The following is a 15,449-nucleotide window of genomic DNA, read 5'->3' as shown; positions in this document are numbered from 1 at the left end:
CGCTGAACTGAACACATCAAGATGACCCTAAAGAGGAGGAATCACTTTGGATACCCTGTTTGGTATGAGCCATAATGCAACGCTTCTTTTTTGGACGCTGCTCACCATCGTATTTTTAATCGTGTTGATCTCCAAATATAAATGGAACCCCTTCGTCACGCTGCTGATCTCCGCGCTGCTGCTTGGACTTCTGGCTGGAATGAAACCGCTGGACGTCGTCAGCTCCATCACAAGCGGTCTCGGCGGAACGCTGGGCACGATCGCGATCGTCATTGGTCTCGGTACGATGCTGGGGAAAATGATGGCCGAATCCGGCGGCGCGGAGCGCATTGCCACAACGCTGGTGAATCGGTTTGGCGAGAAGCGGGTGCATTGGGCGATGATGCTCGTTGGTTTTATCGTCGGTATCCCGGTATTTTTTGAAGTTGGCGTCATTCTGCTTATTCCGATTGTTTTTACAGTTGCCAAGAAAACAAAAATGTCCCTGCTCCAAATCGGTATCCCGATTTTAGCTGGTTTGTCCACTGTACACGGACTCGTCCCGCCGCACCCGGCGCCGATGATCGCTATTGACGCGTATGGAGCAAATCTGGGCAAGACTCTGTTGTATTCGATCCTGATCGGCTTGCCGGTAGCGGTCGTAGCCGGTCCTCTGTTCGGTAAATATATCGGTAAGCGGATTGTGCTGGAACCTCCGGCCGAGCTGGCGGAGCAATTTGCCGTCAAAGGGAATCGCAAGCTGCCGGGATTCGGTATCACGCTGTTTACGATTTTGCTGCCGGTCATTCTCATGCTGATTGGTTCCATTGCCGATATCCTCGATCCTGAAGCCACTCGTCCGATCACGCTGTTCTGTGAGTTTATCGGACACGAGATTATGGCGCTGCTGATCGCCGTCGTGTTCTCCTTCTTCTCGCTGGGCTACAGCCGCGGATTCAGCAAGCAGGATATCTCCAAATTCACAAGCGAATGCCTGGCGCCGATCGCCGGGATCGTGTTGATTATCGGTGCCGGCGGTGCGTTTAAGCAAGTGCTGATCAACAGCGGCGTCGGCGAAGCCATCGCGGAAATCGCCACCGGCGCGAACGTGAACCTGATTCTCTTCTCTTGGTTCGTGGCGGCCTTGATCCGTGTAGCTACCGGTTCGGCAACGGTCGCGATGACGACGGCAGCCGGCATCGTAGCTCCTGTATTGGCCATGACCCCTGGGGCCAACGTCGAATTGGCCGTGCTTGCCACCGGCGCCGGGTCGATTGTGCTTTCCCACGTTAACGATGCCGGCTTCTGGATGGTGAAGGAATTCTTTAATATGTCGGTGCCGCAAACCTTAAAGTCGTGGACCGTGATGGAAACGCTTCTGTCCGTCGTGGGATTGTTGTTGATCCTCGTGTTGAGCTTTATTTTCTAAGGTAAACCTCATTACAATGGAAATACGAAATTTTGAAGTAGAGAGAAGGTAGGTTATGGGTACCGTAACACATATGATCGGCCTCGATATCGGAACAACCAGCACGAAGGCGGTATTGTATGAACGCAACGGCCAAGTCATCGCTACGGCCAATGAGGAGTATCCGCTGTATACCCCTTCCGCTGCCGTGGCGGAGCAGGATCCGGAAGAGATTTTTGCTGCAGTGATCGCCGCGGTGGGAAAAGTGATGAAAACAGGCGGCATCGCTCCGGATCAAATCGGCTTCGTCTCCTTCAGCTCCGCAATGCACAGCGTCATCCCGCTGGATGGCGAGGGCAAACCGCTGATGCGCTGTCTCACCTGGGCGGACAACCGCAGTGCGGATTGGTCGGAGAAGCTGAAGAAGGAGCTGGGCGGACACGAGATTTACCTGCGCACCGGCACGCCAGTTCATCCGATGTCTCCGCTGACCAAGCTGCTCTGGCTGCGCCATGAGAAGGCTGACATTTTTGCACAAGCCCGCAAATTCGTCTCGATTAAGGAATTTGTCTTCCTTAAGCTGTTTGGGGAGTACGTCGTCGATTATTCGATTGCGTCGGCCACCGGACTTCTGAACCTCGAACGCTTAGATTGGGATGAAGAAGCGCTGCGGATCGCCGGCATTACGCCGGAGCATCTGTCCAAGCTCGTGCCGACGACGCACGTCCTGCAAGGCCTGGCGCCAGACTACGCCAGTGCCATGGGACTCGCTCCCTCCACCCGCTTCGTCATTGGCGCCAGTGACGGCGTCTTGTCCAATCTCGGGGTCGATGCCATCGACCCCGGCGTTGTCGCCGTCACGATCGGCACCAGCGGTGCAATCCGCACCGTGGTCGACCGGCCGAGAACCGATCCCAAAGGCCGGATCTTCTGCTACGCGCTGACGGATAAGCACTGGGTGATCGGGGGGCCGGTCAACAACGGCGGTGTCATCTTCCGCTGGGTGCGGGACGAATTCGCCGCTTCCGAGGTCGAAACGGCGAAACGGCTGGGGATCAGCCCGTACGACGTGCTGACCAAAATTGGCGAGCGCGTCGCTCCCGGCGCGGACGGCCTGCTCTTCCACCCCTACCTGGCCGGTGAACGAGCGCCCCTCTGGAATCCCCACGCGCGCGGCTCCTTCTTCGGGCTGACGCTGCATCATCAGAAGGAGCACATGATTCGTGCCGTGCTGGAAGGTGTCATTTACAACCTGTACACGGTGCTCCTGGCGATGGAGGAACAGATCGGGCGCCCGCAGAAAATTCAGGCCACGGGCGGCTTCGCCCGCTCCCCATTATGGCGGCAAATGATGGCTGATATCTTCGACCAACAAGTCGTCATTCCGGAGAGCTTTGAGAGCTCCTGCTTAGGGGCCGTGGTACTTGGTCTGTATGCTTTGGGAGAGATTGATTCCTTCGAAGTCGTCAAGGAAATGGTTGGCGGCACCCACGAACACTCGCCCATTCCGGAGCATGCGGCGATTTATAAGCAGCTGCTGCCGATCTACATCCGCATCTCGCGGAAGCTGGAGGAAGATTACGAGGCGATTGCCAAGTTCCAGCAACAACAACAATCTGAGCAGTAAGACGCTCTTACATCCATATAAAACGAATCCGACCGTCCTATGGGGCGGTCGGATTTTTATTTTCTATATAATAAGCAAAGCTTGCTCTCTATCCCGGACGGTTGAATTATTCACAGCCGAAACTCGAAGATTGATGAGAGATCAGAATAAGTTGTGAATATTTTTTATGAGATTTTGCAGCTGTCTGTCGAATTTTAAACAATTTATAAACAATATGTAGTGGTGTGAATGAGAATTATGCACAAGTTATTGAATTTGTGGATAAAAGCCGAGAGCTCATTGAAAAACAAGCCTTCTTTTGCTATGATTATATTGTTTTCGTTGTGAATATCTCTGTTTATCCGCTGATTTATTAACAGGTTGTGGATAACATTGTGAACAATTCGAAGATAATTTATTTTATAATGATGATACTTTACTGAACATTGGGGATAAAATTCCCCTTTATTTATGTTTATTTCGACTTCTTTCTGCATGGCTTAAGCCACAATTGGAAGATTTAAAAGGAGTGACAGTCTGTGGACAGCCATACTTCGGAAATATGGCAACATATTTTATCTATTATTAATACGAAATTAAGCAAACCGAGCTTTGACACCTGGTTTAAGGCGACGAAGGTAGTCTCCTTAACCGATCAGTCGATTGTGATCTCCGCTCCGACCACGTTCGCTGTAGAATGGCTCGAAAGCCGCTACACCAAACTGGTGGCGACGACGGTTTTTGAGGTGATCGGCAAGCAGGTGGACGTCTCGTTCGTGATCGAAGAGTCGGCTCCCCCCGAGCAAGCTCAGGTTTACAAGGAACCCCCCGCTCCCGTCGCAAGCGAGGAAAGCGTTTCCCATATGCTTAACCCGAAGTATACGTTCGACACCTTCGTTATTGGCTCCGGCAACCGGTTTGCTCATGCCGCGTCGCTGGCGGTCGCCGAGGCACCGGCGCGGGCGTACAATCCTCTGTTCCTTTACGGCGGCGTGGGACTTGGCAAGACGCATCTGATGCATGCGATTGGCCATTACATTTTGGAGCACAGCCCCAGCAGTAAAGTCGTGTACATTTCCTCCGAGAAATTCACGAACGAATTCATCAATTCCATCCGGGACAACCGCGCGGAAAGCTTCCGTAACAAATACCGCAATATCGACATTTTGCTGATCGACGACATTCAATTTCTGGCCGGCAAGGAATCAACCCAGGAGGAGTTCTTCCATACGTTTAACGCGCTGCATGAAGAACGCAAGCAAATCATTATTTCCAGTGACCGTCCGCCGAAGGAAATTCCGACGCTGGAAGAACGGCTTCGCTCCCGATTTGAATGGGGACTGATCACCGATATACAGCCGCCGGATCTAGAGACTCGGATCGCTATTTTGCGGAAGAAAGCTAAAGCGGAGAACCTCGATATCCCTAACGAAGCGATGATGTACATCGCCAATCAGATCGATACGAACATCCGCGAGCTGGAAGGAGCACTCATCCGTGTCGTCGCCTACTCTTCCTTGATCAATCAGGACATTACGACTCATTTGGCCGCTGAAGCGCTCAAGGACATTATCCCATCCAGTCGTCCGAAGATGATCACGATCCAGGACATTCAACAGAAGGTTGGCGAGTATTACAATTTGAAGCTGGACGACTTCAAGGCGCGCAAAAGAACCAAAGCGATCGCGTTTCCGCGGCAAATCGCCATGTATTTGGCCCGGGAGCTCACCGATTTCTCGCTGCCGAAGATCGGCGATGCGTTTGGCGGAAGAGACCATACCACCGTCATCCATGCGCATGAGAAAATCACCCAGCAGCTCAAAACCGATCAGGAGCTCTATAAAATCATCAACAACATAACCGAAAAAATAAAAAATGCTACCTGAATAAGGGATAAGCCTATGCACATGATATGCACATGTGGATAGGCTTCATTTCATATTTTTTCAGTTGTTATCCACATATTCAGTGCCCCTACTACTTCTTCTAATCTATAAAGATATAAACATCTTCATAAGTAGCGGACAAGCCGCTCACTGCAGAATTCACAACCGCTGCGCTTGTCCAGTTCAACGAAGAAGATCATAAGGATGGATGCATGAACCGCCTCAACACCGTACATACCTCAAGGTTATGCTTCGGAGGTGAAGATTATGACGGTTCCCTTTCGAGGCAGTGTTGATTTTTTTTCAATGTTTCATGTGAAGTATGCCCATAGAAGCTTTAGGCTTCATAACCACTTTTAGGAGTTGAATTTATGAAAATCCGTATTTTGAAGCATGATCTCAATGAATCGATCCAACACGTATCCAAGGCGATTTCGAGCCGGACCACGATTCCGATTTTGACCGGGATCAAGCTGGATGTGAACTTTCAAGGGATGACTCTGACGGCCAGCGATACGGACATTTCGATTCAGGCCTTTATTCCGGCGGAGGATCAGGAGAAGCAAATCGTACAAGTTGAGCGTCCGGGGAGCGTTGTGTTGCCTGCGAAGTTCTTTGTCGAGATCATCAAGAAGCTGCCTTCCTCCGAAATCGAAATGGAGGTGCAGGACGGATTCCAAACCTTCATCCGTTCCGGATCAACCGATATCCAAATGGTAGGTCTGGATCCAGAGGAATTCCCTGTATTGCCGAGCATCGAAGAAAATCAGGTCATTTCGATTCCCGGCGATTTGTTGAAGAACATGATTCGGCAAACGGTATTTTCCATTTCAACAAACGAAACTTCGCCGATCTTAACCGGGGTACTCTGGAACCTGGCAGATAACCAGTTCAAATTCGTAGCAACGGACCGCCACCGCCTGGCCAGCCGGATTGCCGGTCTGGATGATGCAGAGGGCGTACGATTCAGCAACATTGTTATTGCCGGTAAAACGCTCAACGAGCTGAGCAAAATCATCCCGGATCAAAATACGCGCGTTGAAATCGTCGTTGCTGACAACCAGGTGTTATTCAAAATTGATCGCGTATTGTTCTACACTCGCATTCTCGACGGAACTTATCCGGATACTTCCAAGATTATTCCAACCACGTATAAAACAGAACTGATCTTGGATACGAAGAAATTAAGCGATTCGATCGACCGCGCTTATTTGCTGTCTCGTGAGGAGAAGACGAATATCGTCCGCCTGCAAACGATGGAAGACGGAACGATCGAAATTTCCTCTAGCTCCTCGGAGTTGGGTAAGGTTACGGAGCAGTTGGATGTGGCTCATTTTTCGGGGGATCCGCTGCGCATTTCCTTTAACTCGAAATATATGCTGGACGTTCTGAAGGTCGTGGAAAGCGAGCAGCTGCACATCGGGTTTACAGGCGCGATGAGCCCTATCATCATTAAGCCGGTGGACGACAGCCAGAGCCTTTATCTGATTCTGCCATACCGGACAACGAACTAGATCATTGGCGTCCAAAGCATGTTTCTAGCGGAAGCATTTTGGCGATACCAACAGAAAGGAAACCGATTCCTCATGAAAATAATTCCCATCTCGAGCGAATATATTAAATTAGATTCTTTCCTGAAGCTGGCGGATTGCGTGCCAACCGGAGGAATGGCCAAGGCGATCCTCCAGGAAGGTGCCGTGAAGGTGAATGGCGAACCGGAAGAGCGGCGGGGCCGGAAGCTGTATCCGGGCGATAGCGTTGAGGTGGAAGGTTGCGGCTCTTTTCAGGTGGCGGGAGAACAGGCTCCCTGAAGTGGCCTGCCTGTGGCCAAACGGCCGGGGACTGGCGGAGAATGAGGGGGCTTAGAACGTGTTTGTAAATCGTTTATCGCTGCAAAACTACCGGAATTACGGTACCCTTACGCTGGACGCCTTCGGCGCCGTGAACCTGATCATCGGACGGAATGCCCAAGGGAAAACGAACCTGCTAGAGGCGTTGTTCGTCCTTGCGCTGACAAAGTCGCACCGGACCGGCAAAGACAAGGAGCTGATCGCGTTTGGCAGCGACCATGCGCTGGTGTCCGCGGAGGTGGAGAAGAAGTACGGCCCAGTCCAACTTGAGCTTCGTTTATCGCCGCAAGGCAAGAAGGCGAAGCTCAATGGCCTGGAACAGAGGAAGCTGAGTGATTTTATCGGGGCGATGAATGTCGTGATGTTTGCTCCCGAGGATTTGGAAATTGTCAAGGGAACTCCTGGGGTACGGCGCCGGTTTCTTGACATGGAGATCGGGCAGGTACAGCCGAGCTATCTGTATCATTTGCAGCAATATCAGAAGGTGCTGATTCAGCGCAATAATCTGCTTAAACAGGCTTGGGGCGCCGGTCCCGAAATCACGACCATGCTGGAGATTTGGAACGAACAGCTGGTCCAACACGGTGTTAAAATTATTAAAAAAAGGAAACAATTTATAAGTAAACTGCAAAAGTGGGCAGAGCAGATTCACGAGGGAATTACCGGAGGCGGTGAAACCTTGAAATTGGCTTATCTCCCCTCTTTTGGCACAGCCGAAGAAGAAGATGAAGCTGTCCTATTGCAGCAATTTATGATAAAGTTATCACAAATGAAGGATCAGGAGATTCGCCGCGGCATGACGCTGTGTGGACCACATCGCGATGATCTGTCGTTTATCATCAACGGCAATGAAGCGCAAGTCTACGGGTCCCAAGGCCAGCAGCGGACGACGGCATTATCGTTAAAACTGGCGGAAATTGAACTCATTCATGAGGAAATCGGCGAATACCCGATTCTCTTGCTGGATGACGTGTTGTCGGAGTTGGATCCGTACCGCCAAACCCAATTGATCGAAACGTTTCAGAGTAAAGTGCAGACGTTCATCACGGCTACAGGGATTGAGAGCATCAATGCAAGCCGATTACAGGACGCCAGCATTTTTCATGTTCAGGAAGGACAAGTCCAAGGTTAAGGACGGAGGGAAACGGATGTATATACATTTGGGCGGAGAAAAGGTGATCCTCTCTTCGGAATTGATTGCAATTTTCGATATCACGATCGAGAAGTCTTCAAAAATATCCAAGCAATTCCTCAGCCATGCGCTGGAGACCAAGAACGTGGTGCGCATCGGCGAGGAGGAAGCGAAGTCTATCGTCGTGACCCAAAACGAGATCTATTACTCGCCGATCTCCTCCGCTACGCTGAAGAAGAAAGCGAACGTGATTTTGACGGTTTAGCCTTGAATTTGATTCTAGAGAAGTAGGTGAAGGCATTGTCAATGAACGAACAAACATATGACGAGAGTAATATTCAGGTGCTTGAAGGCTTGGAAGCGGTGCGCAAACGCCCGGGGATGTACATTGGGTCGACCAGCGTACGCGGCCTGCATCACCTGGTATGGGAAGTCGTAGACAATAGTATCGACGAAGCGCTGGCCGGCTATGCGAATAAAATTGATGTCACGGTTCATCCTGATAACAGCGTAACGGTTGAGGATAACGGCCGGGGGATTCCGGTTGGGATGAATGAGAAGCTGCAGAAGTCGACGCTGGAAGTCGTCATGACTGTGCTTCATGCCGGGGGGAAATTCGGCGGCGGCGGATATAAAGTATCCGGGGGCTTGCATGGTGTAGGTGTCTCCGTCGTTAATGCCCTGTCGACGAAGGTGATCGTCGAGGTCAAGCGCGACGGTCATATCTATCAGCAGGAGTATCACCGCGGCACACCTCAATACGACGTACGGGTGATCGGTGACACGACTGAAACGGGGACCAAAACGACTTTTTATCCGGATCCTGAAATTTTTACAGAGACCACAGTCTTTGATTATAATACGCTGTTGACGCGGATTCGCGAACTCGCTTTCTTGAACAAAGGGATTAACATTTCGCTGACGGACGAACGGACAGGTCAAAGCGAGTCGTTCCACTACGAAGGCGGCATTATGGAGTATGTCCGCTTTCTGAATCAGAACCGCGAAGTGCTTCATGAGGAGCCGATTTACGTTGAAGGTCAGCGGGATATGATCCAGGTGGAAATCTCGCTGCAGTATAACGATGGCTATACGGAAAATATTTATTCTTTCGCAAACAACATTCATACTCACGAGGGCGGGACGCATGAGTCTGGCTTCAAGAGTGCATTGACGCGGATCATTAACGATTATGCCCGCAAGACCGGCATGATTAAGGAGAACGATTCGAACCTGACCGGGGATGATGTGCGCGAAGGGTTAACAGCGATTATTTCCGTCAAAATTCCGGAGCCTCAGTTTGAGGGTCAAACGAAAACCAAACTGGGCAACAGTGAAGTCCGCGGTATCGTGGAATCGCTCTTTGCCGAGAAGCTGCAGGAGTTCATGGACGAGAATCCGTCCGTGTCCCGGCGCATTCTGGAGAAATCGCTTCAAGCTTCGCGGGCGCGGGAAGCTGCTCGGAAAGCGCGCGAACTGACGCGGCGCAAGAGCGCACTGGAAGTCAGCGCCCTGCCAGGCAAGCTGGCTGACTGCTCTTCGAAGGACGCCTCGATCAGCGAACTGTATATCGTCGAAGGGGACTCGGCGGGCGGGTCGGCAAAGCAAGGACGGGATCGTCACTTCCAGGCGATCTTGCCGCTGCGTGGGAAGATCCTGAACGTCGAGAAAGCACGGCTTGACCGCATCCTCGGCAATGCGGAGATTCGGGCGATCATCACGGCACTTGGCACCGGAATTGGTGAAGATTTTGATATTTCGAAGGCGCGGTACCATAAAATTATCATCATGACGGATGCTGACGTCGACGGGGCGCATATCCGTACATTGCTCTTAACCTTCTTCTTCCGCTACATGCGCAAAATCATTGAAGCAGGCTATGTTTACATCGCGCAGCCGCCACTGTTCAAAATCGAACGCAACAAAGTCGTTCGTTACGCCAACTCCGAGAAAGAACGCGATCAAATCATCGCTGAATTTGGCGAGGGCGCTAAAGTGAACGTGCAGCGGTACAAAGGTCTAGGCGAGATGAACGCCGAACAGCTCTGGGAAACCACAATGGATCCGGAGAGCCGTGTGATGCAGCAAGTCTCGATCTCTGACGCCATCCAGGCGGATGCGATCTTTGATACACTGATGGGTGATAACGTCGAACCGCGGCGCGAATTCATTCACGAGCATGCGAAATACGTTAAGAATCTCGATATCTAAGCGATATCGGGAGCCAATAGATAAGGCTGTTCTATACGATCCGGACTTGCATCCGGAAGGATGGGAACAGCCTTTTTCCTATTTCGCTTTGGCGGATTTGGCCTTCAATCGGCCGTAAGCGATAGCGTAGCGCCGGATCTTTTGGTAAACCTCTTTGGGATGAAGTATTTTGAAGGGGAAGAGAGCTGGCTTCGTATTGATTTCCAAAATCCAGATTTGGTACTGTTCGTCGATGGCGATGTCCAACCCGATTTCCTTGAGCTGCGGAAATTTCCGAGCCAGTTGGATGGCTGCCTGGACGCCGATGGATTTCATTTCCTTGTACTTCTCGGCAAACTCTTTGGGGGTCATATAGGAGCTAAGCAGGTCCTCAATGAGCATGACGCTGCCGCCGCCATGATAGTTGGTGATGACCTTCTGCTGTGCAGCAATCCGTCCGATAAATCCAGTCGTCTCCCAGGACTTACGCGGGGTTTGCTGGACGAGGGCGCGGATATCGAACCTGCGGCGGCGGTAGGTGAGCAGACGGATGCCTTTTTGGATCAGATAAGGTTCAGACCCCATCTTGGCGACAAGTGCGTCGTGAAGCTCCTCTATCGTCGGGTACAGCTCGTATTCAATTCCGTACCTGAGCTTATACTGAAGCGGGCTGCCTGGGCTAAGGTCATCCGTCCATTTCTCAATGCTCATCACGCCAATGCCATAGGTGCCGTGATCCGGTTTGACGAAGACATAGCCGTATTCCTCCAGCATATCCCGAAGATGCTCAAAGGAATATTTTCGCGTATCCGGAATGTAGGGACGAAGGGATTCCTTCTGGTAGATCACTTTCGTTTTCTCCCACTTGCTTGCAATACGTTGGATCGTCAAATCGTTTATCCTTCCTTTCTTTCGGACCGGAACCGGCCCGTTGTCATCTATGCGATATGCGAAAAACATAGGACAGAAGAGAAAAACAATGGTATAATTATAAGATATGGGGATTTTATAAGCTTTTTCAGCGATTCAAAGAAAATGCCTATATCCGTAGTGTATGAACGTTCGATTCGATGGGAGTGGACACATCCCTAATTTTTTGCTGTCTATATGGATCGTGTTACAAGGCCGGTCACGTTTAATTGAGCTTGATTTGTGAAAGTAATATAATGAAAGTGGCGGTTTTTCGGGCTTTTTCCCATACGAAGGCACGTGGATAGATTATGAAGGAGGTCCAGCATGGCGGAAGAAAAATTCTCTCAAATCATAGATCGGGACATTAATGTGGAAATGCGCGAGTCCTTTATGGACTATGCCATGAGCATTATTGTCAGCCGTGCGTTGCCGGATGTGCGGGATGGTTTGAAGCCGGTGCATCGTCGCATTCTCTATGCGATGTCGGATTTAGGAATGCATCCGGACAAACCATTTAAGAAGTCAGCGAGAATCGTCGGTGAAGTCATCGGTAAATATCATCCTCACGGTGATTCCGCCGTTTACGAGACGATGGTGCGGATGGCGCAGGATTTCTCGATGAGATATATGCTTGTCGAAGGCCATGGCAACTTTGGTTCCGTCGACGGGGATATGGCCGCGGCGATGCGGTATACGGAAGCGCGTTTATCCAAAATCGCCATGGAAATGCTGCGTGACATCAACAAAGAAACAATTGATTTCATGCCGAACTACGACGGCGAGGAGCAGGAACCGGTCGTGCTGCCTTCCCGCTTTCCGAACCTGCTGGTCAATGGGGTGTCGGGGATCGCAGTTGGGATGGCGACGAATATCCCTCCGCATAACTTAGGGGAAGTCATTGACGGGGTTCAGGCGTTAATCAAGAATCCGGAGATCAGTTCGCTGGAATTGATGGATTATATCAAAGGCCCGGATTTTCCTACGGCTGCTTATATCTTGGGCCGTTCGGGGATCCGCCAGGCGTATACGACGGGACGCGGCTCGATTACGATGCGGGCGAAGACCACGATTGAGGAGCACAACAACAAAGCACGGATTGTCGTGGAGGAGCTTCCTTATCAGGTCAACAAGGCCCGTCTGGTTGAAAAAATCGCCGAACTGGTACGTGAGAAGAAAATTGACGGGATTACCGACTTGCGCGACGAGTCGGATCGCACCGGCATGCGCGTGGTTATCGAGCTTCGGCGGGACGTCAATCCGAACGTCGTGCTGAATAACCTGTATAAGCATACGGCGCTGCAAAGCACTTTTGGCATTAATATGCTGGCGATCGTAAACAATGAACCGAAGATTCTGACGCTGAAAGATGTCTTGAGTCATTATCTACAGCATCAGGTTGAAGTTGTTCGCCGGCGCACCGAATTTGATTTGAAGAAAGCCGAAGCCCGGGCGCATATCCTGGAAGGTTTGCGGATCGCCTTGGATCACATTGATGAAGTTATCGCTTTGATCCGGGGATCAAATTCGGATGAAGAAGCCCGTGAAGGCTTGATTACCCGTTTTGGTCTGAGCCTTGAACAAGCACAAGCGATTCTCGATATGAGACTCCGCCGGTTGACCGGATTGGAGCGCGAGAAGATCGAAGACGAATATAACGAATTGCTCCAGAAGATCGCTGAATATCGTGAGATTCTGGCCAATGAACAGCTCGTGCTGAAAATTATCGGTGAAGAGCTGCAGGAAATCCGTGAGAGATACGCGGATGAACGCCGTACGGAAATTACGATCGGTGAAGAAAGCATCCTCGACGAGGATTTGATTCCTCAAGAGGAAGTGGTCATCACGATTACGCATACCGGCTACATCAAGCGGTTGCCGGTGACAACGTACCGCAGCCAGAAGCGCGGCGGGCGCGGCGTTGTCGGGATGGACACCAAGGATAATGATTTCGTGGAGCATCTGTTCGTGACGAACTCCCATCATTATCTGATGTTCTTTACCGATCGCGGCAAGGCGTATCGCCTCAAAGCGTACGAGATTCCAGAGCTGGGACGTACGGCTCGGGGGACGCCAATTATTAACCTGATTCAGATTGAGCAGGGCGAGACGGTCAATGCGGTTATCGAGGTCGAGCGTTTTGACGATAACAAGTATTTGTTCTTTGCTACGAAGCAAGGGATCGTCAAGAAGACGCCAATCGAAGACTATATCAACATCCGCAAGGGCGGATTGATTGCCGTCAACCTGCGCGAAGACGATACGTTAATCGACGTGAAGCTGACCGATGGCAATGAAGAAGTGATCATGGGTACAGCACAAGGCATGTCGATCCGGTTCCCAGAAAGCGATGTACGCTCTATGGGCCGGGCAGCTACCGGTGTTAAAGGGATCACGCTGGATGAAGGCGACTCTGTCATCGGCATGGACGTTGTGGTTCCGGGGCAGGATGTCTTGATCGTAACCGCGAATGGTTACGGCAAGCGGACGCCGATCTCCGAATATCGCACGCAAAGCCGCGGCGGTAAGGGGATCAAAACGATCAATGTCACGGAGAAGAACGGTACGGTTGTCGGACTCAAGGTCGTTAAGGATGAAGAGGACCTGATGATCATTACCGCGAGCGGTACGCTGATCCGAACGAGCATGGAGGGTATCTCCACCATGGGCCGGAACACGCAAGGCGTGAAGCTGATCAACATCCGCGAAGACGATACCGTGGCGACGGTTTGCCGCACGGACAAGAGTGAGGAAGAAGACCAAGAGGGAGAAGCTGAGTCCTCCCAGGACCAAGGGCAAGCGGTTGAAGGCCATGGTTCGGAACCTGGGCAAGATCCTAACGAAGAATAATGATTCCCCTGTTTCGAGACCGCAGCAATAGTCGCGTGTTTGAAAATCTAACTAGGGTGGGAAGTCGTAAATGACGGCCCAACCTCGGGAGCAAGCGAGCCTTAGAAATCGAGTCTAAGGCTCGTTTTTTTTTTGGAGTTAAGCACGTTTTTGGCTGTCTAGTTTCGGAGGCTCTTGTGGCGTTCTTTTCCTACGAAAAAGAAAGATTGCTTGCTATTTTACCAGCGTACTATAATAAGATTAGTGCTCAATAGTTCTTTATACCTAGAAAATATTGGGTTTGTAGTGACTTGGAATCCTAGTCTTACCCTAAGGAGAGAATAAAGGATGGTTAGTATCTCAATCGAGGATGTCAAACCGGGAGTTAAGTTGATGAATCACGTATATAGTCCATTGGGCGGTCTTTTGCTGCAGAAGGGCAAGGTTTTGCTTCCGAGAGATTTGGATATCCTGCGCGCCTTTATGATCCGTCAGATTGAAGTGGAAGACTTTGTGGTTCCTGAGCGAAAGGCGACAGAGGTTCATGAATCTACCAAGTTAGCTTCGGCAGGAGCAGCGGGGGCGGCGATTAGTCCATTAACTTCGTTGCACCTTGAATACGACCGGATGCTGCATTTAACGAAAAGCGCGTTTCAATCCGTGTTGGCTGCAGAGCTGCCGATTTACGAGCTCCGCAATCAATTGGAGGTGCTCGTCCGCCAGTTGAAGCATTACAATGTGCTGACGTTTATGCCGCGCAATATGAACGAATACGATTATATGTACCATAACGCCATTCTCTGCTCTATCACGTCCTATTTGCTGGCGCAATGGCATGGGTTGCCCCAGAAAGACTGGATGCAGGTGGCATTTGCCGGATTGCTGCACGATATCGGAAATACGAAAATCGATCCGTTGATCCTGTATAAGCCAACGCAGTTGACTGCGGATGAAGCTGAGGAAATGCGGATGCACACGACCTATGGCTATCAGCAGCTGCGCAAAACTGCCGCGATTAATGAAGGCGTCCGGCTGACGGCGCTGCAACATCATGAGAAGATGGATGGTACGGGTTATCCGTTCCGGTTGACCGGCGATAAAATTCATATCTACGCGAAAATCGTTAGCGTGGCGGATATTTTCCATGCCATGACGTTACATCGTCGATACCGTAAAGCGAAATCGCCTTATTTAGTGCTGGAGGAAATCCGGTCTGAGGCATTTGGTAAGCTGGATCCCGGCGTTGTTCAAACCTTCGTGGATAAGGTAACCCAATTCCATCACGGTACGCGGGTACGCTTAAGCAATGGGAGTGAAGGGGAGATTGTATTCTCCGACCGGAATCATCCGACGCGCCCAATGGTATCGGTTCAAGGCCGAATCGTCAACTTGGTTGTAGAGAGACATCTGCATATTGAGGAAGTTCTTTCCTAGGGTTGATTTTTGGGATCGTTTTGGGGTATATTATTACTTACCCGCTGAGATTTGTGAGACGGTAAGTAAGAATGGAATTCATTGGTTAAAAAAAAGTCTTGCAAGTTTCGCAAAAGGGTGATATATTATAAGAGTTGTCGCCGATAAGACGACAACGAAGTTGATCTTTGAAAACTGAACAACGAGTGAGTAATAAACCGAGATTTAATTCTCGTCAGTTTTTTCT

At 50.7% G+C, this 15,449-nt stretch carries 11 protein-coding genes; 10 read left to right on the top strand and 1 reads right to left on the bottom strand.

The window, feature by feature from the left end:
* Positions 1-46: 46 nt before the first annotated feature.
* The 8 genes from M3G15_RS16940 (at position 47) to gyrB (ending at position 10,072) form a co-directional block, all read left to right on the top strand.
* Entirely contained in the window at positions 47-1,408 is a 1,362-nt protein-coding gene (locus tag M3G15_RS16940) for a GntP family permease (protein ID WP_009223338.1), read from the top strand.
* A gap of 55 nt (positions 1,409-1,463) precedes the next feature.
* Positions 1,464-3,014, top strand: a complete 1,551-nt coding sequence (gntK, locus tag M3G15_RS16935) for a gluconokinase (protein WP_260071555.1) — start codon at positions 1,464-1,466, stop codon at positions 3,012-3,014.
* A 518-nt stretch (positions 3,015-3,532) separates the two neighbouring features.
* Complete coding sequence (gene dnaA, locus M3G15_RS16930) at positions 3,533-4,879, top strand: chromosomal replication initiator protein DnaA (RefSeq protein WP_260071553.1); 1,347 nt, start codon at positions 3,533-3,535, stop codon at positions 4,877-4,879.
* Positions 4,880-5,250: 371 nt separating this feature from the next.
* Entirely contained in the window at positions 5,251-6,393 is a 1,143-nt protein-coding gene (dnaN, locus tag M3G15_RS16925; protein WP_009223335.1) for a DNA polymerase III subunit beta, read from the top strand.
* Positions 6,394-6,465: 72 nt separating this feature from the next.
* On the top strand, positions 6,466-6,690 hold the full coding sequence (gene yaaA / locus M3G15_RS16920) for a S4 domain-containing protein YaaA (RefSeq protein ID WP_028540079.1): 225 nt from the start codon (positions 6,466-6,468) through the stop codon (positions 6,688-6,690).
* A 58-nt stretch (positions 6,691-6,748) separates the two neighbouring features.
* A complete protein-coding gene (gene recF / locus M3G15_RS16915; RefSeq protein ID WP_016314595.1) occupies positions 6,749-7,861 on the top strand; it encodes a DNA replication/repair protein RecF in 1,113 nt (370 codons plus the stop codon).
* A 16-nt stretch (positions 7,862-7,877) separates the two neighbouring features.
* Positions 7,878-8,126, top strand: coding sequence for an extracellular matrix regulator RemB (gene remB, locus M3G15_RS16910; RefSeq protein WP_009223332.1), 249 nt, complete (start codon positions 7,878-7,880; stop codon positions 8,124-8,126).
* A gap of 41 nt (positions 8,127-8,167) precedes the next feature.
* Positions 8,168-10,072 (top strand): DNA topoisomerase (ATP-hydrolyzing) subunit B, encoded by a 1,905-nt coding sequence (gene gyrB, locus M3G15_RS16905; protein WP_036644062.1) that lies wholly within the window; start codon positions 8,168-8,170, stop codon positions 10,070-10,072.
* Between the two features lie 78 nt (positions 10,073-10,150).
* Here the strand turns inward: gyrB and M3G15_RS16900 are convergent, their stop codons facing one another.
* Positions 10,151-10,942: a YheC/YheD family protein gene (locus tag M3G15_RS16900; protein ID WP_036644060.1), complete on the bottom strand. Its 792-nt coding sequence runs from the start codon at positions 10,940-10,942 to the stop codon at positions 10,151-10,153.
* Between the two features lie 345 nt (positions 10,943-11,287).
* On the opposite strand from M3G15_RS16900, the gene gyrA reads away from it, so the two are divergent.
* The gene (gene gyrA / locus M3G15_RS16895) at positions 11,288-13,810 is read left to right on the top strand and encodes a DNA gyrase subunit A (protein WP_009223329.1); all 2,523 of its coding nucleotides are present in this window, start codon (positions 11,288-11,290) and stop codon (positions 13,808-13,810) included.
* Positions 13,811-14,137: 327 nt separating this feature from the next.
* Positions 14,138-15,223: an HD-GYP domain-containing protein gene (locus M3G15_RS16890; RefSeq protein ID WP_009223328.1), complete on the top strand. Its 1,086-nt coding sequence runs from the start codon at positions 14,138-14,140 to the stop codon at positions 15,221-15,223.
* Positions 15,224-15,449: the final 226 nt, after the last annotated feature.

The sequence above is a fragment of the Paenibacillus sp. p3-SID1389 genome (genome assembly GCF_025151705.1).
GTDB lineage: Bacteria > Bacillota > Bacilli > Paenibacillales > Paenibacillaceae > Fontibacillus > Fontibacillus phoenicis.
This window is presented reverse-complemented; position numbering and strand designations above follow the sequence as displayed.

Coding starts and splice junctions, on each gene's coding strand:
- gntK (WP_260071555.1), top strand. CDS start 1,464: ATGGGTACCGTAACACATATGATCGGCCTCGATATCGGAACAACCAGC.
- dnaN (WP_009223335.1), top strand. CDS start 5,251: ATGAAAATCCGTATTTTGAAGCATGATCTCAATGAATCGATCCAACAC.
- yaaA (WP_028540079.1), top strand. CDS start 6,466: ATGAAAATAATTCCCATCTCGAGCGAATATATTAAATTAGATTCTTTC.
- remB (WP_009223332.1), top strand. CDS start 7,878: ATGTATATACATTTGGGCGGAGAAAAGGTGATCCTCTCTTCGGAATTG.
- gyrB (WP_036644062.1), top strand. CDS start 8,168: ATGAACGAACAAACATATGACGAGAGTAATATTCAGGTGCTTGAAGGC.
- gyrA (WP_009223329.1), top strand. CDS start 11,288: ATGGCGGAAGAAAAATTCTCTCAAATCATAGATCGGGACATTAATGTG.
- M3G15_RS16890 (WP_009223328.1), top strand. CDS start 14,138: ATGGTTAGTATCTCAATCGAGGATGTCAAACCGGGAGTTAAGTTGATG.